Origin of the sequence: Kangiella profundi, assembly GCF_002838765.1 — a bacterium.
In the GTDB taxonomy this organism is placed as follows: domain Bacteria; phylum Pseudomonadota; class Gammaproteobacteria; order Enterobacterales; family Kangiellaceae; genus Kangiella; species Kangiella profundi.
The window spans coordinates 1944457-1967307 of sequence record NZ_CP025120.1; the positions used below are offsets into that span (position 1 = coordinate 1944457).

The following is a 22851-nucleotide window of genomic DNA, read 5'->3' on the forward strand; positions in this document are numbered from 1 at the left end:
ATTAGCGTTCTACTGCACAACTCAAGGTCTGCTGTTATATCAACTGAGCCTTTTATGTGTCAAGAAAATTTCCGATAAACAGACAAAAAGCCTGCTAATTGCAGGCTTTTTGTGCATTAATGAGCATGTATCTTATCTTGCTCGTCCACTTTTCCTGTTTCACTCTCGGGCGCTTCAGCGACTGGTTTAGTGATTGGCTCAGGAGGTCTCTCCAGTGCGATATCAATCACTTCATCAATCCATTTTACGCAAACTATCTTTAAATCCTTTTTAATGTTATCCGGTATATCAGCTAAATTCCTTTCGTTTTCCTTCGGAATAATGACTGTTTTAATGCCGCCACGGTGTGCCGCCAGAAGCTTCTCTTTTAAGCCTCCGATGGGTAATACTTCACCTCTAAGTGTAATTTCACCGGTCATGGCAACATCCTTTCTGACAGGTATATCGGTCAAACTGGAAATGAGTGCGGTACACATACCAATACCCGCACTTGGACCATCTTTTGGAGTTGCTCCTTCAGGGACATGAATATGAATATCCTTCTTCTCGTAGAAGTCTGCTTCAATCCCAAGGGCAAGACTACGGCTTCTAACCACTGTCATTGCTGCTTGAATGGACTCTTTCATCACATCGCCCAGCTGGCCGGTATAGGTAGTTTTCCCTTTACCATCTACAACTACTGACTCGATCGTAAGCAATTCACCACCAACTGATGTCCAGGCAAGGCCTGTGACCTGGCCAACTTTGTTAGACTCACCAGCGCGTCCATAATCGAAAACCTTGACTCCTAGATAATTATCCAAGTTTTGATCATCAACTTTTACCGTTTTTTCTGGTTTATCAGCTAACAGCTGTTGCTTAACTGTTTTACGACAAATCTTCGAGATTTCCCTCTCTAGATTCCGCACTCCAGCTTCACGAGTATAGTAGCGAATAATTCCTAATATAGCGGAGTCCTCAAGTGCTAACTCACCTTTTTTCAGGCCAGCATTTTTCATCTGTTTAGGCACCAGGTAGCGCTTTGCAATCTCTAGTTTTTCAGCTTCGGTGTAGCCAGGAATTCTAATTACTTCCATCCGGTCTAACAGTGGAGCTGGAATATTCATAGAGTTTGAGGTTGCCACAAACATAACCTCTGACAAATCATAATCGACTTCAAGATAGTGATCATTGAAGGTATGATTCTGTTCAGGATCAAGGACTTCTAATAAGGCTGAAGACGGATCACCGCGCATGTCCATCGACATTTTATCGATCTCATCAAGCAGGAATAGCGGATTTTTAACACCAACCTTACTCATCTTCTGCATTAGCTTACCGGGCATTGCACCAATATAAGTCCGACGATGGCCTCTAATTTCAGCCTCATCACGTACCCCACCCAAAGCCATACGGACATACTTACGACCGGTTGCCTTAGCGATAGATTGTCCCAGAGAGGTTTTACCAACACCAGGAGGGCCTACCAAACATAATACAGGCCCTTTGAGTTTCTTCACTCGCTGTTGTACTGCCAGATATTCAAGAATACGATCTTTAATTTTTTCTAGTCCGTAATGGTCAGCATCCAAAGTCTCTTCAGCGTTCTTCAGATTATGCTTGACGCGGCTTCGCTTGCTCCAGGGCATGCCCAACAGCCAATCGATATAGCCTCGCACAACCGTAGCTTCTGCAGACATTGGAGACATCATCTTAAGCTTTTTCAATTCAGCTTCAGCTTTCTCCTTAGCTTCTTTAGTCATGCCTGACTCTTCAATTTTGCGAGCCAGCTCTTCGTGCTCGGATACAGTCTCTTCACCTTCACCAAGCTCTTTTTGAATCGCCTTAATCTGCTCATTCAGGTAGTATTCGCGCTGGTTCTTTTCCATCTGGTTTTTGACACGACCACGAATACGCTTCTCGACTTCAAGCAAATCCATCTCGCTTTCCATCTTTGCCATCAGCTGCTCAAGACGCTCAGCAACACTTTCCATTTCCAGAATTTGCTGTTTGTCTTCAATTTTTAAAGACATGTGAGCAGCAATGCTATCAGCCAGACGGCTTGGGTTCTCAATACCAGATAAGGTTGTCAGAATCTCACCCGGAACTTTCTTGTTTAATTTCACATATTTGTCAAAGCTGCTTAAAGCCGCACGAGCTAATGAGTCAGCCTCATCGTTGTGCTCACTTTCTGATGGAATAAGCTCAACTTCAGCAACAAACATAGGATCGGTATCGACATACTTTTTAACTTTAGCTCGTTGTACACCTTCCACTAACACTTTCACATTACCATCGGGCAATTTAAGCATCTGCAGAATAGTTGCAACACAGCCATAATCATAGATCTGCTCTATATCTGGCATATCTTCAGTGGCTTCACGTTGCGCAACCAACATGACCTGTTTGTCGCCATTGGTAGCCTCTTCAAGCGCCAGGATTGACTTCTCGCGACCAACAAACAGTGGAATCACCATATGTGGGAACACTACGACATCTCGCAGTGGTAGCAGAGGAAGTTGTTTGGTAGTAGTTTCTGTTTGCATGAATCATTAATCCTGAATAAGTAATAAAAAAGGGGCGAAGTTAACCTCCTCCCCTTTACTTAAGTCTATGTTCACCATCAAGCTCATTATTAAGCTTGATAACGAAGGCTACTCAGCAGCAGCTTGTTGTTGGTTGTCATAAATCAGTAGAGGCTCAGCCTCACCCTTTACCACAGCCGCATCAATGCATACTTTGCTGACGCCTTCGAGGGAAGGTAAGTTATACATGGTGTCTAATAAAATTTCTTCAAGGATAGAGCGTAAACCACGAGCCCCCGTACGACGCTGCATAGCTTTATGAGCAATTGCAGACAACGCATCTTTGCGGAACTCAAGATCCACATTTTCCAATGAAAACAATTTACTATACTGCTTAGTTAGTGCGTTCTTGGGCTCTGTCAGGATTCTGATTAAGGCATCTTCATCAAGCTCCTGCAAAGTTGTAACAATTGGTAAACGGCCAATAAACTCAGGGATTAGTCCAAACTTCACTAAGTCATCAGGCTCGACAGCTTTGAGCATTTCGCCAATAGCCTTGCCTTCTTTGACCTGCTTAACGTCAGCGCCGAAACCAATACCGCCTTTTTCGGTGCGTTCCTGAATGATCTTCTCAAGACCGGCAAAAGCACCACCACAAACAAATAGGATATTTCCAGTATCAACCTGCAGGAACTCCTGCTGCGGGTGCTTGCGACCGCCTTGCGGTGGTACGGATGCAACAGTACCTTCAATCAATTTAAGCAAAGCCTGCTGAACACCTTCACCTGAAACGTCACGTGTAATAGATGGGTTATCGGACTTACGAGAAATCTTATCAATCTCGTCAATGTAAACGATTCCGCGCTGAGCTTTCTCAACATCATAATCACACTTCTGCAACAACTTCTGAATGATATTCTCGACGTCTTCACCCACATAACCGGCTTCGGTCAAGGTTGTCGCATCTGCCATAGTAAAAGGCACATCGAGCATGCGAGCCAAAGTCTCAGCAAGCAGGGTTTTACCACTACCGGTTGGACCAATTAAAAGGATGTTACTTTTACCCAGTTCAACATCTTTATGTTCGCTGGAAGCAGGCTCACTCTCTAATCGTTTGTAGTGATTGTAAACAGCTACAGACAATACCTTTTTGGCACGTTCCTGGCCAATAACATACTGCTCTAAAAAATCGGCTATTTCTTTTGGCTTAGGCAGGTGGCTACGCGATTCTTTTGCGGCAACCTCCTGAATCTCTTCAATAATTATATCGTTACATAAATCTACGCATTCATTGCATATAAAAACTCTTGGACCGGCAATGAGCTTCTTTACTTCATGCTGGCTTTTGCCGCAGAAAGAGCAATATAACGTTTTGTTGTCTGAGTTATCGCTACTCATCGTTACCTCATAAGACTGTCATTACAGTCCGTTAGACATTTCCACCGCCAAAAGGCGTTTCTATCACGCTTTATTGAGGCTAAACCTCCGAAACTCAAGGTCTGGCACTCATTTTATTTGTCGCTACTAATTACAGTATCAAAATAATTACTCTAACAAAAGCACAAATCCCTTCACTTACTGTCTAATCTACAGTAACCAGAACAGCTGTAGCCAGGTTAGTACCAACATTTACTTATGTTAATATGCTTAACATTATAGAGCTCAGTACCAGAACCAAGGAACTTCATAGAGACAGACTTATGGACCGTATCAAATCATCACTATTTAAGGTATTCCTGATATTCACTTTGATAACCAGTGGATTGCTCAATGCAAACCCGGTTCAAAATAAAACCGTAGTATTAACAGATGTGCATGGCGACTATACCTCGTTGGTCAGTCTGCTTAAGACTACAGATATAGTAAACGACGAACTGGAATGGAGTGGTGGTACGGCTACCTTGATAAGCCTGGGGGATAATCTGGACCGAGGAGCAGAATCACGCAAAGTCATCGACTTGTTTATGAGACTTGAAGATAAGGCCGCTAATAGTGGTGGCAATGTCATAGTTCTTCTTGGCAATCATGAAATTATGAACATCATTGCTGATCTTCGTTATGTCTCTGATCAGGAGTTTCTTGCTTTCAAACCAGAAGAATCGGCCAGCTACAGAGAATCAGTCTACGAGGACTATCTCAATTATTCTAAGCTTGAACATTCTGATGAAAGTCTGAAAAGCTTTAATCAGCTATATCCACCCGGTTATTTTGGTCTGGTCAAGGCCTATTCCCCTTCAGGCAAATATGGCAAATGGTTACTTGAGAAGGATACGGTCAAAGTTTATCGGGATCGACTTTATCTACACGCTGGTATCTCTGAAGAGCTGCTCGACCTTGGTTTAACTGAGCAGCAGATGAATAGTCAAATTCGCCAGACTGTTAAGTCCTATGCTGAGCTCTATCACGAATTTATAGAGCTGGGATTGTTTAAACATTATTTCAATAAACGTGAAAGAATCGAAGTTCTGGAGGCACTATTAGCTGGTCAGATTAAACAGGATAGATTTACAAAGCGGAGCGTACTCAAGAAAGCTGAAGAGTTTATAGAACTCTCCCAGTCCCTGTTAATTACCACACAGGGACCAGTTTGGTATCGCGGTAATATTTATTGTCATGAATATATGGAAAGCCACACCATAGAAAAAGCATTAAAACACTTTGGAGTTAAGCAAATTCTTGTTGGCCATACCCCGGATGATAGCCGGGTTGCACGATCTCGTTTTGATGGAAAACTGGTTCTTCTAGATACAGGCATGCTGCAGGCATATTATAAAGGCCAGCCCACTGCTGCAGTAATAGAAAATAACCAACTCCGTTTAATCAACCTGAAGGATCCAAGCAACACTGAGCCACAACCTGATCCAGTGAGAAAGCCTTTGTACCCAAATCAATTGAGTGATGAGTACTTATCACAATTTTTCGCAAAGGCAGAAGTAATCTCTGAAAAACCGTTGTCAGACTTTTACAGTAAACCCTTAAAGCTAACTTTTGAGCATCAGGGGCAACAGCATAATGCAATATTCAAATATATGGATAGTGATCCAAAACTAGAAAGCAAAAAAAGGCATGCTCGTCAGGATAATTTTGCCGATCGTTTTTTATATGATTTAGTAGCCTACAAACTGGATAGGCTCTTAAATTTATACATGGTTCCGTATACAGCAGCCTATTCCTACAAAGATCAAGATGGCATCATTCAATATTGGATTGAAGTCTCCATCAGTAAAACTGAACTTATACAAAGTAAGCAAAAGCTTGAGGGTTACTGCTCTGCTGATGATGAAGAAGAGTTAATGCAAATATTCGATTTGCTAATTCATAATGACGACAGAAATACAGGTAATAAACTTTATAGCATAGATACCGGTTATTTATGGCTCATCGACCATACCAGAAGCTTCCGTAATCTATACACATTACCAGAATACGATCTCCCTCCGGTAAGAAAACTATCTGTTCAGTTAGAGCAACAGTTAAAGTCCCTATCTAAGGATAAGCTCAAAGCTGAATTAGGAATCCTGTTGAATGATAAACAGATAGTGGCACTGCTCAAAAGAAGAGATAAAATATTGCAGCTTTATGGCCATAATTATTAATAGTTATGCAAAAGTACGATCACTAGCTGTTACTGTTTTTTTGCCGACCATGCGATCTCGTCTTCCATGTCTCTATAACGGTTACGAATCCTGAAAGCGATGAGGAAACAGCAAAATGCTAGTAAAGCATTAAGCATAATAAAACCAATTTTATTTACATCATAAAATGTGACGCCGATGGCAACCACTGCACCATACAATAAGTCACCAAAACGATAGAAGAATCCTTCAATGACGTTCTTTCCAATATATTTATCTTCTCTCGATATGGGCAGAAAAAGGGCATGACGGGTGGTATTCTGGATTGAATAATTGGCGCTGTTTTCTACGATTAGAGTCCATTTAATCAAAGCAAATATCGGTAGGTATAACACCAAAGTGTAATTAAACATCATCAAGGTGGGTAAGATTAATATAGATGCGCCTACGCCAATCCACTTGAAAATCTTCGCAACGAGAAAAATCTGCAGCAGAAGTCCAAAAAGTGTAATCCATGCAATATATCCAGCATAAAATTCTGTCATATATAACTGCCTGTCATCACCTACCAGCTCAAGGCCTGAGGCAAATTCGACAACAAACTTGGCTAAAATGTATTCCCCCATAGAGTTTATAAAATTAATCAGCACAATAAAGGCTGCGATAAGAGCCAGGTATGGTTTTTTTAAAAGTTTTACAATTGCAAGATACCACTTCTGGGACTGTATCGGCTCTGCCGATGACATAGACCTGGAATCTGAAGGTACTGCTTTAAAACAATAAGTGGTTAGAAGAGCTGCAATAACCAACAATAATGCTGAAAGCACCATCAAACCAGTGACCCCAATCAATTGATAGCTCCAACCTGCACACCGGGATCCTACCCATGCTCCGATAGCCCCACCGACTGCAATCAAAATAAATAAACGACTACCCGCTTCAGTGCTGTAGCAATCAGCGCAAAATGCCCAATAAAGAGCGATCACAACCACGCTGAATACACCTAACCAGATATAAAAAATAACGCCTATCGCAGCTCCTATATAACTCAATGAAGCGAAGATAATGATGTTCATACTAAAAAAAAGCATCACGGCTTTAATAAATCGTGAATGGTCATTATTTCTCGAATAGGCAAAATAAAATTTACTGAAGAGAGGCGCCAGTAAAAGCAAAAGTCCAGCTTGTATTGAAGTTGAATAGCTTTTTACTTCCGCAGTACTTTCGGAAAGGATCAGCGGATCCCTTATGACTTTAAGCAGATAATAGGAAAACATGAGTATGAAAAGAGTCAGAAAATGCAGTGCTGTGCTTTTGCCTTCTCCTGCACGGATTGTGACAATTTTAGAGAGTTGAGACTCTAACCAGCTGAATTCCTGTTGTTTGTTATCCATAAAAGCCCCAGTTTATGGGATTCCCTAATGACTGAGTCAAGCTTGACGCCAGACTGACAACCTACTTTTCCCAACCTATCAGGGTTAGACAATAAAAACGACTAAAAGCTGCAATGAATTAAATGAAATTTGGATTATTATGCGGAGTATTAAAAGATATAAAAAAGCTCTTACCAAAGGAAAGAGCTTTTTTGCATAAGCGAACTTAGAAACATTAACTTTGTTTTCTTGAACTGATAATGGAGTCTACCAGACCGTATTTCACGGCTTCATCAGCGGTCAGGAAATTATCACGATCAGTATCCTTCTCAACCTCTTCAACTGTTTTACCGCAGTGATCTGCCATGATGGAGTTAAGTCTATGTTTCAACTCAGTAATTTCCTGGGCATGAATTGCAATATCTGAGGCCTGGCCTTGGAAGCCGCCTAATGGTTGATGAATCATCATACGTGAATTTGGCAAGGTATGACGCTTACCCTTTGCACCACCAGCCAACAATAAAGCACCCATACTTGCCGCTTGCCCTACACAAACCGTTGAAACATCAGGACGTATAAACTGCATAGTGTCATAGATAGCCAAACCAGCAGTTACGACACCACCTGGCGAATTGATATATAAATGAATATCTTTGTCTGGATTATCAGACTCCAGGAATAACATTTGAGCGACAATTGAATTGGCCATGTAATCTTCTACCTGACCGACACAGAAAATAACGCGTTCTTTTAATAGTCTGGAATATATGTCATATGAGCGCTCACCGCGTGAGGTCTGCTCAACTACCATTGGGATAAGGCCAGATGCCTGAGTTTCTATAATTTTACTCATGTTGTATTTTCCTTGCCTGAAAATAAAAGAAGCGGAACAAGTCCGCTTCTTTTCTAGAATAAACGATAGTTTATCGTGCTACTTTTAATCCTGATTCTTGTTAGGATTTAAAAGCTCATCGAAGCTTACTGATTTCTCAGTTACTTTAGCTTTTTCCAGCACCAAGTCAACTACTGTATCTTCCAATACCAATGACTCAACTTCGCGTAAGCGATTTGGGTCACCATAGTACCAATCAATAACTTCTTGTGGTTCTTCATAAACACCAGCTAAATCTTCAACCTGTGCACGAACCTTCTCTTCGTCAGCTTTTAGGCCTTCAGCTTTGATAATTTCTGAAACTACCAAACCAAGCTTAACACGACGAGTGGCCTGTTCTTCAAACAACGAAGCAGGAAGATCTGGAGTTTGATCTTTTGGAGCACGCATCTGCTGTGCCATTTCCTGACGCATACGCTCGATTTCTTGATCCAGCATTGCTTTAGGAACTTCAACCTCATGTTTCTCAACCAACTGATTCATCACCTGGCCTTTAACACGAGACTTAATGGCATTACGTAGTTCACGTTCCATATTCTTCTTAACATCAGCTTTCAAGCTGTTGATGTCATCAGCACCTAACTGTTCAGCTAATTCGGTTACTGTTGGAAGTTCTTTCTTATTCACTACATGAACATGTGTCTCGAAAGTTGCTTCTTTACCTTTCAAGTCATCAACATGATAGTCTTCTGGGAAAGTAACTTTGACTTCAACATCATCACCAGCAGAAACACCAACTAGTTGCTCTTCAAAGCCTGGAATCATGTTGCCAGCGCCAAGCTCCAATGGGAATTCTTTCGCTTCGCCGCCTTTAAATGCTTCACCATCGATGAAACCTTTAAAATCAATAACTACCTGGTCGCCATCTTTAGATTTACGCTTAACTTCAACCCAGCTAGCACGCTGACCGCGCAGGGTGTCCATCATTTTGGTCAAATCTTCATCAGATACTTCAGAAGTGGCTTTTTCGATTTCAATCGAATCTAGATCAGCTAATTTAACTTCAGGATAAACTTCAAAAGTTGCAGAGAACTTAAGGTTTGCCCCATCGTTATTTTCGATAAGCTCTAATTGAGGATAACCAGCAGGCATCAACTTCTCTTGTTGTACTGCCTCAAAGTAGTGACGTTGCATAACGTCACCAAGTACTTCTTGACGTACCGAAGCGCCATAGCGTTTCTTGACTACGCTGAATGGAACTTTACCTGGACGAAAGCCGTTCATTTTAACGTTACGTGCCAAGTCTTGTAGGCGCTTTTCTACCGCGCCATCAATGTTCTCAGCAGGAACATCAATAATTAGCTTTCTTTCTAAACCGTTGGTGGTTTCAACTGAAACTTGCATTCGCTGATCTCCAATAGGCTATCGTTAGCAATAGCTATTCTTTACATAAAATGAATATGATAAGGCTTTTGGATGAAGACTTGAAGGGAATACCATTTAATCTCTATATCGATATATGCTTACTATGTAACGTTTTACTAAGCACCGAGATTAAAATGGTGCGAAAGGAGAGACTCGAACTCTCACGCCTCGCGGCACTGGAACCTAAATCCAGCGTGTCTACCAATTCCACCACTTTCGCATTTTTGAATGCGGGCCCTGAGCCCTCATCGTACCATATTGTTTCTTCTAACTGCTTGATTCTTAGAATCATAATACTTATGCAGTTAGAATCTGGGGTGGACGATGGGACTTGAACCCACGACAACCGGAATCACAATCCGGGGCTCTACCAACTGAGCTACGCCCACCATCAACCGCTACTCTCTCCTCATGTCGCCCATTCGTTAAAATGGCGCGTCCGGCAGGATTCGAACCTGCGACCCACGGCTTAGAAGGCCGTTGCTCTATCCAGCTGAGCTACGGACGCATGTGAATCCAGACGTACGAGGCGAGAAAAAATTGGTCGGAGATGAGGGATTTGAACCCCCGACATCCTGCACCCAAAGCAGGCGCGCTACCAGACTGCGCTAATCTCCGAACTTCACAAGGGCTTGCCCCTGCGAGACGCGCATATTACTGATTTCCCCCATTACCGTCAACACTTTTTCTTTTGTTTTTTTACAAAAAGTTGCTTCTGATAAAACCATTGAGCCAATAGCCAAATATTGCGACAATAGCGCCTTTCAAACGCTCATTTGAATTTATTGAATCTTATGTCTGCTCAAATTCTTGATGGCAAAGCCATTTCCGAAAAAGTTAAGTTACAACTGGCCGAAAAAGTCAAAGCACGCCTCGATAAAGGCCTACGTGCGCCTGGTCTAGCGGTTATATTGGTTGGTGTTGATCCAGCATCACAGATCTACGTTAACAAAAAGGTAGAAGCCTGTGAAAAGGTTGGCTTTATTTCCAGAAAAATAGTACTTGATGCAACCACCACTCAAGAAGAGCTATTAAAGCATATCGACCTATTAAATGCTGACCCTGAAATTGATGGTATTCTGGTACAACTTCCTTTACCGGAGCATTTGGACTCAAACGTCATCCTCGAGCGAATTAAGGCCGATAAAGATGTGGATGGCTTCCATCCCTATAATATGGGCCGTCTAGCACAGAAAATGCCCACTATGCGCCCATGTACACCTTATGGGGTTATGGTTATGCTAAAGGAAACCGGTATCGACCTGATCGGCAAAGATGCGGTAGTCATCGGTGTTTCGAATATCGTCGGTCGTCCAATGGGGTTAGAGCTATTGATGGAACGCTGCACCGTGACCTTTTGCCACAGCAAAACCAAAGACTTACCGAAAAAAGTCTCAGAGGCTGATATTGTCGTTGCCGGCGTTGGTATCCCCGAAATGGTCAAAGGTGACTGGATTAAGCCAGGAGCCATAGTCATCGATGTAGGTATTAACCGTTTAGAAAGCGGCAAGCTGGTCGGTGACGTAGAATTTGACGTGGCAAAAGAAAAGGCCTCATGGATTACTCCAGTTCCAGGTGGCGTTGGCCCTATGACCGTTGCCATGCTGATGAGCAACACCTTATTTGCCTGCGAGCATCTGCACGACTAGATCTTAATAGTAGTGTCCTACTTTAAAAGCCATGCCATAACGCATGGCTTTTGTTTACTGGCACCGAAGATATCTATGAAGGGAAGTGATAGAAATACAACCCATAGACCAGAATCCAAACCCCACACCACACCGCAATTAATGACTTCCTCTGTAGATTGTTCAATAAACCTCTAACAATCCAACGCGCCATATAGGCAATCACCAGAAACCGTAACAATCGCGCAGGAATACTTATTAACAAGAAGGCTTCTATGGATATACCGGCAGCATAAGCCTGGGTAGCAAAGGTTTTATAGGGTAAGCCTTGTAGTGGGCCAGTCATAATTGACCATATACCAGACGACTGCATCTTATCTTTCACCTTTGCCATCAGCTCGTCATTTATCGCTGGGACTGATTCCACCCACTCATAGGCCACTGCATAATTATACTGTCCCCAGTAATACATCAGCGTTCCACCCAAAAAGCGCCAATCAGAGTAATGCTACAAAGCCGAATCAACTGCCCCTTCTTGTCGAGCGCGTAGTAACTCAATAACACATCGGGCAGAATAAAAAACAATGTCGCTTCAGCAAAACCCCAAGCTCCTGCCAATATTGAACGTCTCATAGTTTTCTACCCCAATGAATGACTATTACAGCTAACCTAATCCCACTTAGGCAGCTTGACCGATGACTGCATCTGCTCGAATCGTGCTTTTACCTGCTCAAATAAGTTCGGTTGGAAGTGCATAGGCTCTGAGAAAACAACGTCACAGAAGAAAGGCACCAATAGCGCATCGCCTTTGGGTAGGCTTTTTCCGAGACCATGCATATAGATCGGATAAATGGGTACCTGGGGGCATTGTTCAGCCAGCTTTACTACACCATATTTCAACTCAGACATGGTTTCAGGATGGCCACGTGATCCTTCGGGGAAAAAGATTAAGATTTTTCCCTTTTTCAAAGCTTCGGCACACTGCTCAACCGGGCTGCGAGTTTGTCGCTCAGACTGACGCTCAATCGGTAAAATACCGATGATATTTAGTGCAAACCAGGCGATGAATTTATTCTTCAGGAAGTAGTCTGCAGCTGCGACCGGTTGTACTTTATGTAATACCTTCAGAGGCAACAGCGATATCAGCACCATGGTATCCAGATGGCTGTTATGGTTTGCGATGATCAGAGCTGGCCCATCCTCAGGAAGAATGGGCTTATTCTGATAGCGAAGACCTATGACCAACTTCACTATTGGTTTGATGATGATGGCGAAAAAAAACCAGCGTAACGCTCTATTAATCATGTTCATGGTTTGGCTCCCGTTCGGCTTAGTAATAGCAGTAACGGATGACGTGGAAAAATAGTGGTGCGGTAAAGGTCAGGCTATCGAGGCGATCGAGAATGCCGCCATGTCCGGGGATCAGCTGACCACAATCTTTAATACCGATATCACGCTTGATTGCTGATAGTGAGACATCACCAATAAAGCCTGCCATACCAATACCAAGTCCAACCAACAGACCATGCCACCACAGCATTGGTGTCAGGGTTTCAGCCAGTGCCATTGCCAATAAGCCGGTTGTTAACACACCACCGATCAATCCTTCGCGTGTCTTGTTCGGGCTAATCGCTGGGGCAATTTTATTTTTGCCAAACAGTTTACCCCAGACGTATTGACTGACGTCATTCAACTGGGTCAGTAAGACCAGATATAACAGGAGTGCTGCGCCCGAGCCTGATACCATCAGGTTTTTCACTTCGGCTTCGTTCGGCAACACCACCAGATAAGCAAGATGACTCAAGGTAAAGACCGTCAGCATCAAGCCCCAATGAATGTTCCCCACCGCGCGCAGATAATTTTTTGTTTCACCGGCCAGTACCATGCGAAAAGGGATAAACAGGAAGGCATAGACCGGGATAAAAATAATGAACATGCCGTACCAACCAATGGAGATAAAGTAATACTGCAACGGAATGGTGAGATAAGCCCAGAACAATACCCTACGATCAACCAGTCGAGTTGGCGTCATAGAGAAGTATTCTTTGAGCGCGATAAAACTCAACATGGCGAACATCAGAATAGTCACCATAGGCCCCATGTAGAGTGATAGTGCAAACACACCCATCATGATCCACCAGGAATTGATGCGCTGGGTTAGTTCACTGTAATCCGTTTGTGGCTTTGAGCGACTGAGCATAAATGACACTAAAGTCGCCACTAATAGCAGCACAAACAAACTACCAAACACTTGCGTAACCGGTTGTAAACTACTTAAATCGAAAAACATATCCATATCCTCTTGTTATTAGGCCGCTTACAGCGCGGCGCGAATTCGGTTAATCACAGTCCATACTGACAGAGCAATAAACACACTCAGTGCAGCGTTTAAATAAGTCGACGACACAGCAAACAACGGCACCAATAGACCAATCAGTCCCAAAACTAAGGCCCGATCACTTTTTCCCATCGGCCCCTGATACTGACGTTCAGCCCCCGCCATGACGCCTAGAATGCCCGCGAACTCGGTTAGCAGAGCTGTAAAAGCAAATGCAGCCAAGAGCCACTGACTGATGTCAGGAATAATGATTAAAGGGATGATTAGGAAAAGGTCGGAAATCACATCACCGATTTCGTTGAGAAAGGCACCCAGCTTGGACTGCTGCTTGTGCTCTCTGGCTAACATTCCGTCAATGGCGTTAAGAGCCATTCGGATGAATAAAACAATCGGTAAGGCCAGTAGCGCAATCAAACTGTTACTGATAACAACCGCAGTACCCGTGATAACACTTAGAAGCATAGCTAGTACCGTTATTTCGTTAGCAGTAATACCTTTTTTTGCAAGACCGTTAACCAAGGGTCTGAGCAGCTGTTGAAACTTTGGTTTAAGTTGATAGACCGAAATCATGATGTTTCCTTGTGAATCGTTGTTTTGATGGTGCTAAGTTGTCATAGGCGCTACCTTTAATCTACTTTTAATGCTAAAGTCGTGCATGCATGGCTTTTTGGTATATAAATAATAGACTATGAGCAATCAGACACTGGAAATTCTTGAGGCTCTGAAGCAGGAGCTTAGAAAACAGGGAATCACCTATAAGGCGCTCAGCAAGGCTCTCGACATGAGTGAAGCGAATATCAAGCGCATGTTTTCCCAAAATAAAATCAGCCTTGACCGGCTGGAAAAGATCTGTGATTTACTGCATCTGGATATTTTGCAGCTAGCTCAATCAGCTCATCAGCAACGTAAGCAAATTTCCCAACTCACTCTTGAGCAGGAAAATCAACTGATTAGCGATCAGCGGCTGTTACTTGTCGCTCAATTATGTTTATCAGATTGGAAGTTTGATGAAATGCTGGAGCGCTATAGTTTTACCGAACCACAGCTGATCAAATATCTGGTGCAGCTGGACCGAATAGATTTTATTGAGTTACTGCCCGGTAATCGAATTCGCAAACGCGTCAGTCCGCACTTCAAATGGCATCCCAAAGGCCCTGTACAAAGCTTTTTTGCAGAACATATTCAAAGCGAATTTTTCCGCTCCAGCTTTACCGAAAAGAATGAAAAGGTGTTGTTTATTTCCGGCATGTTAAGCGATAAATCCAATCAGAAGATTCAGGAACTGATTGATGAGCTGGGCATAGCCTATCGTCAGCAATTGCGGGAAGACAAGAATCTTGAGCTGGCGGAGAAAAAAGGCACCAGCCTGGTGGTCGGTTTAAGGAATTGGGAACTTTCGGTGTTTAATGAATTAAGAAGAAAGCCGCTTTAAGCGGTCGGTAGCAAGTAGTAATCTATTGCTTGGGCTCAAAGATTTCAAGCCTACATATTAAACCACCCGAAATTATCCTTTTTGTACAAGAAACTATAACTTCTTCCCCTTTTCTTAAAACTGGTCCGGTCACATTGGTATAAAAAGCTTTACCCTTAGTGTTTATAATACGCAGGTATAAATTGCTACGCTTATAACTCATCCCAACAATGTCACTTCTTTCTACTTTAGCTTTAAAATACTGTCTTTCGCCAAACTCAAATCCGTTAATCATCAATAACATTACAAGTACCATTACAACGGTAGTAATAATTAATGATGTTTTACGGTAAAACATTTCCATGTTGATACGACTTCTTTACTACTTCCTACGCCAGCTGGTACCACCCGCTGCATCTTCCAGCTCAATATTCATGGCATGAAGCTTATCGCGGATCTCATCGGCTAGTGCCCAGTTTTTATCGGCACGCGCTTGCAGACGTTGCTGAATCAAAGAGTCGATTTCTTCATCTGAAACATCGCTGTCGGCAGCTCCTGATTTCAAGAAAGCCTCAGGATCCTGTTGCAACAAGCTTAAAACGCCTGCTAGTTCTTTTAGCTTTACAGCAATGGTGGCTGCAGCCGCCATGTCAGTAGCTTTCAAACGATTTACTTCTTTTGCCAGATCAAACAACACTGGCATGGCTTCTGGCACATTGAAGTCATCATCCATGGCTTCCGTAAAGCGTGATTGGGCCTTCTCCAGAATATCCATTCTTTCTTCAGTTGCCTGATTTAAGTCTACCCATCTGAGCGCATTATATAAGCGCTCAAGACTGGCATCAGCGGATTCAAGGTTAGCCTGAGAGTAACTGAGCTGACTGCGGTAATGACCACTCATCAGGAAGTAACGCACTGATTCAGGACGGTACTGCTTTAGCACGTCGCGAATGGTAAAGAAGTTGCCCAGGGATTTAGACATTTTTTCTTTATCCACCTGCACCATTCCGGTATGAATCCAGGTATTGGCAAAAGTGCAGCCATTAGCGCACTCTGATTGTGCGATTTCATTTTCATGATGAGGGAACTGCAAATCTGAACCACCACCATGAATATCGAAAGTATCACCCAGACACTTTTTACTCATGGCCGAACATTCAATATGCCAACCAGGACGTCCTTTGCCCCACGGTGAGTCCCAGGCAGGCTCGCCCGGCTTTGACGATTTCCACAAGGCAAAATCCATCGGGTCTTTTTTGATATCGTTAACATCGACTCGCTCACCGGCATTAAGCTGAGTTAAATCCTGCTTGCTGAGTTTGCCGTAGTCCTTGAAGGCCGGTACGTGAAAATAAACGTCACCATTATCGGCTGCATAGGCTGCGCCCTTCTCAATCAGGGTATGAGTCATTTCAATAATCTCATCCATGGTTCGCGTAGCGCGTGGCTCGATATCGGGACGTTGCAAACCGATAGCATCAAAGTCATGATACATTTCCTGAATGAAACGCTCAGTCAACTCACTGAATTCTTCGCCGTTTTCATTAGCACGATTAATGATCTTGTCATCAATATCCGTAATATTGCGTACATAAGTCACGTCATAGCCACGAAACTTCAAATAACGATTAATCACATCAAAAGCAGCATAGGTTCGAGCATGGCCAATATGGCACAGATCATAAGTCGTCACACCACACACATACATGGAAACCTTGCCTTCTACCATGGGCTTAAAAGGTTCTTTTTGACGGGTCAAATTGTTGTAGATCTGTAACATAGGTATCTTTTCTCGGTTTTGGATTTAGCTTTTAGCAATAAAAAACATTATCATATGCGCAAACTTAGAAGCCCGATATTGTAACCATCATCAGGCCTACAGGCTAGGGTCTTGAACTATCACAGTACGGGATTTGATCAGCGATAAGCAAAAATCAGGAAATAAATCATGAGCAACGCACATCCAAAAGTCACTTTAACCACTAATCACGGTGATATCGTAATTGAACTTAACGCGAGAAAAGCACCGAATACTGTTCAAAATTTCATTAATTATGCAGAAAAAGGCCAATATGACGGCACTATTTTCCATCGCGTAATTTCGAATTTCATGATTCAGGGCGGTGGTTTTACCGCTGACATGGAACAGCTTCCAACCGATAGTCCAATCGAGAACGAAGCTAATAATGGCCTGGCAAACGCACGCGGAACCATTGCCATGGCTCGTACCATGGACCCTCATTCGGCGACCTGCCAGTTCTTCATCAATGTTAAAGACAATGACTTTTTGAACTTCTCTCAGGAATCCATGCAAGGCTGGGGCTACTGTGTATTTGGTAAAGTGTTTGAAGGTATGGACGTGGTTGACGCCATTAAAGAAGTGGAAACTGGCAGCTACAGTGTTCACCAAGATGTTCCAGTTGAACCTGTGATTATTGAAAAAGCAGTAGTTCATCAGGACTAATATCTATAACCAACCAATTAGCTGTATTGGCATCACGCTGATACAGCTATTGAATTCAATTACACTCATCATCCAACAAAAGATAATTCTATGATTCATATCATTTCCGATTTACACCTTTGCGAAGAACGCCCTGATCTGACCGCCCTTTTCAATCAGTACATGGAAGAGATTGCTCCAGAATCAGATGCTCTGTATGTGCTGGGGGATTTATTTGAAAGTTGGATTGGTGACGATGATGACTCGGAATTTGTTAAAAGTATAATAGCCAAGTTCAAAACCTATTCTGATTCAGGCAAGCCACTGTATTTTCAGCATGGCAATCGCGACTTTTTATTAGGTGAAGAATTTGCCAAGGCAACGGGCGGTGTCATTGTTGGCGAAGTTCATCCCATCACCATTGATGATAAAGAAGCCATCCTGATGCACGGTGATAGTCTGTGCTGGGACGATAAGGAATATATGCAGTTCCGTCAGATGGTCCGCTCCGATGAGTGGCAACAACAGCTGCTATCTCAACCCTTAGCCGTGCGCCGAGGAATTGCAGCCGACCTTCGTCAAAAAAGCCGCGAAGCTCAGGCTAACAAAGCCAGCGCCATTACCGACGTACACCCTGATGCCGTCAAAGAAGTTCTGCAAAAACATCAGGCCGATATCCTGATTCATGGCCACACTCATCGACCCGACTTTCATGACATTGAAGTTGATGGCAAACACTGTCAGCGCATCGTATTAAGTGACTGGGGCGACAAAGGCCATTACCTGACTATCAATGGTTATGAGATCGATAGTCATTATTTCGAGTAATTAACTATTTTTATAGGGATATACAATGAAAAAGCTATTGAGCCTAATACTACTCATTGCACTATTAATTTCGGGCTGTGCAACCCTAGACACAGACTCGGCAGATGCAAAACCAAATACCAAGGTCTTTATCGATCAAGACAATACTTTAAATTATGTTGGCAGCATCAATGAGGATGCAAATTTACACTTATTCAATTTTTACAATCAATCAAAAGTAAAACCCACTAAGCTCAAAATTTCGAGTCCAGGTGGAAATGTCATGGAGGGGCTTCGACTAGGCAACTGGGTTTTCGATAACAAGTTAGACGTCATAGTTGATAAAGTGTGCGCCTCATCCTGTGCTAACTATGTATTTCCCGCTGGGAAGATAAAATATCTTAATAAGCACTCTGCACTCATATGGCATGGAAATTCTCACCAGGAAGATATTGACCAAATGGTTCAGGATGGCGATGAGTCCGCACTAAAGTACAGACATGCAGAAAATGCATTCTATAAAAAAATTACAACTGACCCGATGTTAGCTGAGTACGGCCATAAAGAATTCACCTTCTGGAATTTTTTGTACCATTACTTCAAAGGCACAATAGGGTACGACTACTCCATCGATGACATGCAAAAGTTTGGACTTAAAAATATTGTGCTTTTAGATGAGACGTGGGAATGGCGCAAGCACCATCCACAGCATCACGTTATAAGAGTTAAAGTAGATGCTAGTGACTTAGTTTCACGCTTTCCCGCCAATTAACAGAAAGGATTCTTTAAAAAAGCTTCTTCTGCTGGCGTGCTTTTCCTACCCAAGGCTTCATTGCGACCGGGAAATCTGCCAAAGCGCACAACCTGGTCGCGATGACACAATGCAAATTTTAGCGTGTTGGGATCGCCGAGATTAATAAACAGTTCGATACTTTTTTCTTGAAGTTCCAAATCTTCTGCATGCATGAAGGGCATATAGAAGAACTTTCTCTCGACCGTCAACAAGCCTTGATTAAATCCATTATTTAGCGCAGTTAAAGCATACTGTTGAGCTTGCTTATCTGTGGCAAAAGCTTGTCCCTGATTTCGATAGATATTACGAGAAAACTGATCGAGGATAATGATTAAGGCCAAAGCACCTTTTTGACTCTGCATTAAATCATCCAATTGACCTTCGGCAGCAAGCTGATGGGCTTCACCAAAGCGATCGCGAACTTCCTGGTCAAATTCTGAATCAGATTGAAACCAGATGGCGCGGTCAGCGCCCAACTCAGCTGAGTCAGGCGCGCCGAACCAGAAGTCCAACACGTCGCGTGTTAAATCATCTAAGTTCATAGTAACATTACATCCTTTACTACTTTCGTTTTAATGACGGTTTAGCAGCATTCTCTTTTTGAATTGCCTCAAGGGCTGCTTGCCACATCGGAATGGCTTTAAATGCTGTGACCATATCATAATCTAAACCTACGCGACCATCGCCCGGATCCATCGGTTCAGTGCCAGAGCGGCTTTGGAACCACTTCATCCAACCTGTTGAACCCGGTTCATGTAGGACAAGAGCCTGTTTAGTACTTGAGCCTGGGGCATTAGTAACTTGCGGAGGATAGGTAGTGCTTGGCAATAGGAATGACTTTTGTGGGTACTGGGCATTACTGTGACAACCCAGACAACCCGCTGAAGCCAGACCTTTCGGATAGTAATGACTACCAGCCCAAGCAGGAGTAACTACCGCACCATCGTTTGGTCCTGATAAGCGACCATCCCAGCCCAGCGTAGCCGTTGCATAAGCAGGTGCTTGAGGATTAATCCAGTTCTGTTTCAGGTTGGTATTGACCGTTACCGGTGGCGTTAAAGCGGTACTTGCGGTGTTAATGATATCTGGATCACCACCCCATGTAGCACCCAATGGAATCATCTTATCCCAGGCGTCATTACCCGGTGCATTTTTATCATAGATCAGTGTTGAGAATACCCAGCCAGTTTGCGGTGCTGCCTGACTATCCTTAACAATAATGTCGAACTGCATCAGATAGACATTGGTTAAGGTAGGATCCGCAGTTGTGCCATTGGAGCCATTGTTAGGACATTTTGAAATACTGGGATTATTACCTGAGCCATTACTTTCGTTTAAGGTCGAGTAAATCGGCCAAGCTACCGTTCCCTCCATTGGTGCCCAGTCTGCGCCACAGGGTGTGACAAATGCAAACTTGACGATAACGCTGCCTTCAGCATATTGTGCCCCCGGGTTGGTCAGGTTCGGTTTATAAGCCTGCTCTTCGGTTGTTCCCCAGATATTGCCCAGGGTTACCGCAGCGGTTTCATCATAAAGGGTCAAAACGTATGTCGTTAAGTCAAGCGTTTGCTCAGGCATAGTACCTGCGGGAAAGCCCGAGCCGACATAAAAGCCATGAATGGGCTCTCGCTCAGTGCCCAACCAGATTGACTGCCACCAAGGTTCGCTTTGCGGATCCCATTGGTCATAACTGTAAAGCAGTTTACGCATGTCATCCGAAACATAGGCTTTCAATGCTTCAACATAAGCCATGGAATTCTGCGGCGTTATCAGACCATTATTGGTCACCTGCTTCCACGGATAAGTTTGTCCGGAAGGAACTTGACCGGGGTAGTCATGACGCAATTGGAATAATGGTCCTGAATAAACTTCTTCTGGAGGATTGGGTAGTGCTGAATTGATAAAGGGGTGAATGGGTGAGTCAGCCAAATCGAGATTTTGTGCCGTGGAGGTTAAAAAGGGAACTTTGCCCTGTAACTCATCAGCGTGGGACTGCTTCTTTGAAGCTTGCGTGGCAGGGGAAGCTTGCACGGCCATGGAACTGGCCAGAACAACTCCTCCTAACCAGGAACACAACTTTAAACAGTTGTTCATAGTTAGATCTCCTTAATGCTATATGGTTAACACCAAGGAGGATTCTTTAATTTATGATTATCTAAAAAGTTACCCTTCCTTGGCTAACTTCAATCCTATAGCATTCAATAACCAATTGATATGAAAAGATTATTTGGTCTTACCAGACCATCATTTCTGGTCAATCTTGCATTAAAAGTGCATTAAAAGTGCATTGTGGATTGCTTACTTATAACAACCAGCTAATGTTGCTATCAGCTTTGATGGATTTAATGCCTTCACCATCACGGAAAATCAAACCGTCTTTTGCTCCACGCAGGAATAACTGATTGCCTTGTCGTTCGAGTGCCGTTCCTTCTGGAATGCCAACCACGTAGCGATGAGGGTTTGCGCGAGTGTATTCATAAATGCGCTCAGCACGCGTCTCACCATTGTGATTCGGCGGCTGATAATCGGTGTAATGCGGGTTAATTTGAAATGGCACTAAAGCCAGAGCATTGAAGCTTCTTGGCTGAACAATTGGCATGTCATTCGTCGTACAAATGGTTAAGCCTGCCATATTGGAACCAGCGCTCCAGCCCATGTAAGGTGTTCCTGCATTCACTTTCTTACGAATCGCATCGATTAGCTCATTGTCATAGAGCTGTTTCAAAAGATAAAAGGTGTTGCCACCACCGATAGCGATTGCCTGCGCATTCTCTACTGCTTTTACCGGATCGTCGAACTGATGAATCGATACCACTTTTCGCTTAATCGGCTGCAAGGCCTGACTGACTTTTGCTTCATAGGCATCATAACCCATGGCAAATCCTGCGTACGGAATAAATAAAATTTCTTTAACTTCTGATGGTAAAAAAACATCCATCATTGGCAGTACATGCTCAAGATAGTCTGTCTGCCCTTCTCGAGAAGCACTCAATAGTAATAGTTTCTGTTGTGATGTCTGTGACATTTAGGTCTCTCCATCAATTTGGAATTAGATTATACGGGCACCCCAGAGTGAAAACGGAACTGCTTATCGGGGCTTTCTATCAGCTCTTTTTCTTTCTTAAGAAAAAACTGCACGCGCTCATCAATGGCCTCTTTGGCGTAACTCTCAGCCAGCTCCAGGTAATCCGCAAAGTGACGTGATTCTGATTTTAATAAGAAGCGGTAATACTTTGACAGATCTGGCTCACTATCCTTGAAATAAGGTGCCAAAGCATGAAAGCGCTCACAGGAGCGAGCTTCAATAATGGCTCCAATGATCAATCCATCGATCAAGCGCTGTGGCTCATCCTTGCTAGCATACTTATGCAAACCAGCAGCATACCGTGATGGTTTGATGGCTCGATAACGAATATCGCGTTGCTCCATAAACTCCAGTACCTGCTCGAAGTGCAACACTTCTTCACGAGTCAGTTGCGAAAGCTTCTTCAAGAGGTCAATGCGATCAGGATAGCGAAACATTAGCTTAACCGCAGTTGCAGCAGCTTTTTTTTCACAGTGTGCATGATCAATCAGCAAGATTTCGATTTCCTGAGTGGCTCTCTCAAGCCAGGCAACAGGGGTTTTGCAATGTAAGAAATTATGGATTGGCGTGATGTCAGCCATGGGATCATTGTTGGTAGCCAAATGTGAGCGCATTATACCCGCTTGCCCTCACATTG

22 protein-coding genes and 4 tRNA genes are annotated in these 22851 nt (G+C 43.3%); 6 read left to right on the forward strand and 20 right to left on the reverse strand.

Annotated elements, in window-relative coordinates; genetic code table 11:
• Positions 1–116: 116 nt before the first annotated feature.
• On the reverse strand, positions 117–2525 hold the full coding sequence (lon, locus tag CW740_RS09130) for an endopeptidase La (protein WP_106647211.1): 2409 nt from the start codon (positions 2523–2525) through the stop codon (positions 117–119).
• A 108-nt stretch (positions 2526–2633) separates the two neighbouring features.
• Complete coding sequence (gene clpX, locus CW740_RS09135) at positions 2634–3902, reverse strand: ATP-dependent Clp protease ATP-binding subunit ClpX (RefSeq protein ID WP_106647212.1); 1269 nt, start codon at positions 3900–3902, stop codon at positions 2634–2636.
• A 302-nt stretch (positions 3903–4204) separates the two neighbouring features.
• Between clpX and CW740_RS09140 the strand changes: the two genes are divergently transcribed.
• Complete coding sequence (locus CW740_RS09140) at positions 4205–6100, forward strand: metallophosphoesterase (protein WP_106647213.1); 1896 nt, start codon at positions 4205–4207, stop codon at positions 6098–6100.
• Positions 6101–6129: 29 nt separating this feature from the next.
• Here CW740_RS09140 and CW740_RS09145 read toward each other — a convergent pair whose 3' ends face one another.
• The 7 genes from CW740_RS09145 to CW740_RS09175 form a co-directional block, all read right to left on the reverse strand.
• On the reverse strand, positions 6130–7473 hold the full coding sequence (locus CW740_RS09145; RefSeq protein ID WP_106647214.1) for an NTP/NDP exchange transporter: 1344 nt from the start codon (positions 7471–7473) through the stop codon (positions 6130–6132).
• A 214-nt stretch (positions 7474–7687) separates the two neighbouring features.
• Positions 7688–8305: an ATP-dependent Clp endopeptidase proteolytic subunit ClpP gene (gene clpP, locus CW740_RS09150; RefSeq protein WP_018624298.1), complete on the reverse strand. Its 618-nt coding sequence runs from the start codon at positions 8303–8305 to the stop codon at positions 7688–7690.
• An 84-nt stretch (positions 8306–8389) separates the two neighbouring features.
• Positions 8390–9688, reverse strand: a complete 1299-nt coding sequence (tig, locus tag CW740_RS09155) for a trigger factor (protein ID WP_106647215.1) — start codon at positions 9686–9688, stop codon at positions 8390–8392.
• 156 nt (positions 9689–9844) lie between these two features.
• Positions 9845–9929, reverse strand: a tRNA-Leu gene (locus tag CW740_RS09160).
• A gap of 93 nt (positions 9930–10022) precedes the next feature.
• A tRNA-His gene (locus CW740_RS09165) sits at positions 10023–10098 on the reverse strand.
• 42 nt (positions 10099–10140) lie between these two features.
• Positions 10141–10217 (reverse strand) — tRNA-Arg (locus CW740_RS09170).
• A gap of 33 nt (positions 10218–10250) precedes the next feature.
• Positions 10251–10327, reverse strand: a tRNA-Pro gene (locus CW740_RS09175).
• 176 nt (positions 10328–10503) lie between these two features.
• Here CW740_RS09175 and folD point away from each other — a divergent pair.
• Positions 10504–11358, forward strand: coding sequence for a bifunctional methylenetetrahydrofolate dehydrogenase/methenyltetrahydrofolate cyclohydrolase FolD (gene folD, locus CW740_RS09180; protein ID WP_106647216.1), 855 nt, complete (start codon positions 10504–10506; stop codon positions 11356–11358).
• A 73-nt stretch (positions 11359–11431) separates the two neighbouring features.
• On the opposite strand, the gene CW740_RS09185 is transcribed toward folD, so the two are convergent.
• The 5 genes from CW740_RS09185 to CW740_RS09200 are packed head-to-tail and all read right to left on the reverse strand — an operon-like array spanning position 11432 to position 14245.
• Complete coding sequence (locus CW740_RS09185; protein ID WP_227523835.1) at positions 11432–11809, reverse strand: hypothetical protein; 378 nt, start codon at positions 11807–11809, stop codon at positions 11432–11434.
• Positions 11809–11970, reverse strand: a complete 162-nt coding sequence (locus CW740_RS12580; RefSeq protein WP_227523836.1) for a hypothetical protein — start codon at positions 11968–11970, stop codon at positions 11809–11811. The genes CW740_RS09185 and CW740_RS12580 overlap by 1 nt, the downstream gene beginning before the upstream one ends.
• 36 nt (positions 11971–12006) lie before the next feature.
• On the reverse strand, positions 12007–12648 hold the full coding sequence (locus tag CW740_RS09190; protein WP_106647217.1) for a lysophospholipid acyltransferase family protein: 642 nt from the start codon (positions 12646–12648) through the stop codon (positions 12007–12009).
• A gap of 19 nt (positions 12649–12667) precedes the next feature.
• The gene (locus CW740_RS09195) at positions 12668–13627 is read right to left on the reverse strand and encodes a phosphatidate cytidylyltransferase (RefSeq protein ID WP_106647218.1); all 960 of its coding nucleotides are present in this window, start codon (positions 13625–13627) and stop codon (positions 12668–12670) included.
• 27 nt (positions 13628–13654) lie between these two features.
• On the reverse strand, positions 13655–14245 hold the full coding sequence (locus tag CW740_RS09200) for a CDP-alcohol phosphatidyltransferase family protein (protein WP_106647219.1): 591 nt from the start codon (positions 14243–14245) through the stop codon (positions 13655–13657).
• Between the two features lie 118 nt (positions 14246–14363).
• On the opposite strand from CW740_RS09200, the gene CW740_RS09205 reads away from it, so the two are divergent.
• Entirely contained in the window at positions 14364–15107 is a 744-nt protein-coding gene (locus CW740_RS09205) for a helix-turn-helix domain-containing protein (RefSeq protein WP_106647220.1), read from the forward strand.
• 22 nt (positions 15108–15129) lie between these two features.
• Here the strand turns inward: CW740_RS09205 and CW740_RS09210 are convergent, their stop codons facing one another.
• A complete protein-coding gene (locus tag CW740_RS09210) occupies positions 15130–15450 on the reverse strand; it encodes a hypothetical protein (protein ID WP_106647221.1) in 321 nt (106 codons plus the stop codon).
• Positions 15451–15468: 18 nt separating this feature from the next.
• Positions 15469–16866 carry a cysteine--tRNA ligase gene (gene cysS, locus CW740_RS09215; protein WP_106647222.1) on the reverse strand — a complete coding sequence of 466 codons (1398 nt, stop codon included), beginning with the start codon at positions 16864–16866 and terminating at the stop codon, positions 15469–15471.
• A 168-nt stretch (positions 16867–17034) separates the two neighbouring features.
• Between cysS and CW740_RS09220 the strand changes: the two genes are divergently transcribed.
• The 3 genes from CW740_RS09220 to CW740_RS09230 all read left to right on the forward strand — a co-directional run bounded on the left by CW740_RS09220 (position 17035) and on the right by CW740_RS09230 (position 19108).
• Positions 17035–17550, forward strand: a complete 516-nt coding sequence (locus tag CW740_RS09220; RefSeq protein ID WP_106647223.1) for a peptidylprolyl isomerase — start codon at positions 17035–17037, stop codon at positions 17548–17550.
• 90 nt (positions 17551–17640) lie between these two features.
• Complete coding sequence (locus CW740_RS09225; RefSeq protein WP_106647224.1) at positions 17641–18357, forward strand: UDP-2,3-diacylglucosamine diphosphatase; 717 nt, start codon at positions 17641–17643, stop codon at positions 18355–18357.
• 25 nt (positions 18358–18382) lie between these two features.
• On the forward strand, positions 18383–19108 hold the full coding sequence (locus tag CW740_RS09230; protein WP_106647225.1) for a hypothetical protein: 726 nt from the start codon (positions 18383–18385) through the stop codon (positions 19106–19108).
• Here CW740_RS09230 and CW740_RS09235 read toward each other — a convergent pair.
• The 4 genes from CW740_RS09235 to miaE all read right to left on the reverse strand — a co-directional run bounded on the left by CW740_RS09235 (position 19105) and on the right by miaE (position 22828).
• Positions 19105–19671: a DUF924 family protein gene (locus CW740_RS09235; RefSeq protein ID WP_106647226.1), complete on the reverse strand. Its 567-nt coding sequence runs from the start codon at positions 19669–19671 to the stop codon at positions 19105–19107. The two genes, CW740_RS09230 and CW740_RS09235, sit on opposite strands and share 4 nt — an antisense overlap.
• 19 nt (positions 19672–19690) lie before the next feature.
• Positions 19691–21223: a hypothetical protein gene (locus tag CW740_RS09240; protein WP_106647227.1), complete on the reverse strand. Its 1533-nt coding sequence runs from the start codon at positions 21221–21223 to the stop codon at positions 19691–19693.
• Between the two features lie 208 nt (positions 21224–21431).
• Positions 21432–22154: a dipeptidase PepE gene (gene pepE, locus CW740_RS09245; protein ID WP_106647228.1), complete on the reverse strand. Its 723-nt coding sequence runs from the start codon at positions 22152–22154 to the stop codon at positions 21432–21434.
• Positions 22155–22183: 29 nt separating this feature from the next.
• A complete protein-coding gene (gene miaE, locus CW740_RS09250) occupies positions 22184–22828 on the reverse strand; it encodes a tRNA-(ms[2]io[6]A)-hydroxylase (RefSeq protein ID WP_106647229.1) in 645 nt (214 codons plus the stop codon).
• Between the last annotated feature and the right edge of the window lie 23 nt (positions 22829–22851).

What these genes read in the sequence shown, in the direction of transcription:
- pepE (WP_106647228.1), bottom strand. Translation starts at nt 22,154, where the DNA reads ATGTCACAGACATCACAACAGAAACTATTACTATTGAGTGCTTCTCGA.
- CW740_RS09195 (WP_106647218.1), bottom strand. Translation starts at nt 13,627, where the DNA reads ATGTTTTTCGATTTAAGTAGTTTACAACCGGTTACGCAAGTGTTTGGT.
- CW740_RS09230 (WP_106647225.1), top strand. Translation starts at nt 18,383, where the DNA reads ATGAAAAAGCTATTGAGCCTAATACTACTCATTGCACTATTAATTTCG.
- lon (WP_106647211.1), bottom strand. Translation starts at nt 2,525, where the DNA reads ATGCAAACAGAAACTACTACCAAACAACTTCCTCTGCTACCACTGCGA.
- clpP (WP_018624298.1), bottom strand. Translation starts at nt 8,305, where the DNA reads ATGAGTAAAATTATAGAAACTCAGGCATCTGGCCTTATCCCAATGGTA.
- folD (WP_106647216.1), top strand. Translation starts at nt 10,504, where the DNA reads ATGTCTGCTCAAATTCTTGATGGCAAAGCCATTTCCGAAAAAGTTAAG.
- CW740_RS12580 (WP_227523836.1), bottom strand. Translation starts at nt 11,970, where the DNA reads ATGAGACGTTCAATATTGGCAGGAGCTTGGGGTTTTGCTGAAGCGACA.
- cysS (WP_106647222.1), bottom strand. Translation starts at nt 16,866, where the DNA reads ATGTTACAGATCTACAACAATTTGACCCGTCAAAAAGAACCTTTTAAG.
- tig (WP_106647215.1), bottom strand. Translation starts at nt 9,688, where the DNA reads ATGCAAGTTTCAGTTGAAACCACCAACGGTTTAGAAAGAAAGCTAATT.
- CW740_RS09220 (WP_106647223.1), top strand. Translation starts at nt 17,035, where the DNA reads ATGAGCAACGCACATCCAAAAGTCACTTTAACCACTAATCACGGTGAT.
- clpX (WP_106647212.1), bottom strand. Translation starts at nt 3,902, where the DNA reads ATGAGTAGCGATAACTCAGACAACAAAACGTTATATTGCTCTTTCTGC.
- CW740_RS09185 (WP_227523835.1), bottom strand. Translation starts at nt 11,809, where the DNA reads ATGTATTACTGGGGACAGTATAATTATGCAGTGGCCTATGAGTGGGTG.
- CW740_RS09205 (WP_106647220.1), top strand. Translation starts at nt 14,364, where the DNA reads ATGAGCAATCAGACACTGGAAATTCTTGAGGCTCTGAAGCAGGAGCTT.
- CW740_RS09200 (WP_106647219.1), bottom strand. Translation starts at nt 14,245, where the DNA reads ATGATTTCGGTCTATCAACTTAAACCAAAGTTTCAACAGCTGCTCAGA.
- CW740_RS09225 (WP_106647224.1), top strand. Translation starts at nt 17,641, where the DNA reads ATGATTCATATCATTTCCGATTTACACCTTTGCGAAGAACGCCCTGAT.
- CW740_RS09210 (WP_106647221.1), bottom strand. Translation starts at nt 15,450, where the DNA reads ATGGAAATGTTTTACCGTAAAACATCATTAATTATTACTACCGTTGTA.
- CW740_RS09235 (WP_106647226.1), bottom strand. Translation starts at nt 19,671, where the DNA reads ATGAACTTAGATGATTTAACACGCGACGTGTTGGACTTCTGGTTCGGC.
- CW740_RS09240 (WP_106647227.1), bottom strand. Translation starts at nt 21,223, where the DNA reads ATGAACAACTGTTTAAAGTTGTGTTCCTGGTTAGGAGGAGTTGTTCTG.
- CW740_RS09145 (WP_106647214.1), bottom strand. Translation starts at nt 7,473, where the DNA reads ATGGATAACAAACAACAGGAATTCAGCTGGTTAGAGTCTCAACTCTCT.
- CW740_RS09140 (WP_106647213.1), top strand. Translation starts at nt 4,205, where the DNA reads ATGGACCGTATCAAATCATCACTATTTAAGGTATTCCTGATATTCACT.
- miaE (WP_106647229.1), bottom strand. Translation starts at nt 22,828, where the DNA reads ATGCGCTCACATTTGGCTACCAACAATGATCCCATGGCTGACATCACG.
- CW740_RS09190 (WP_106647217.1), bottom strand. Translation starts at nt 12,648, where the DNA reads ATGAACATGATTAATAGAGCGTTACGCTGGTTTTTTTTCGCCATCATC.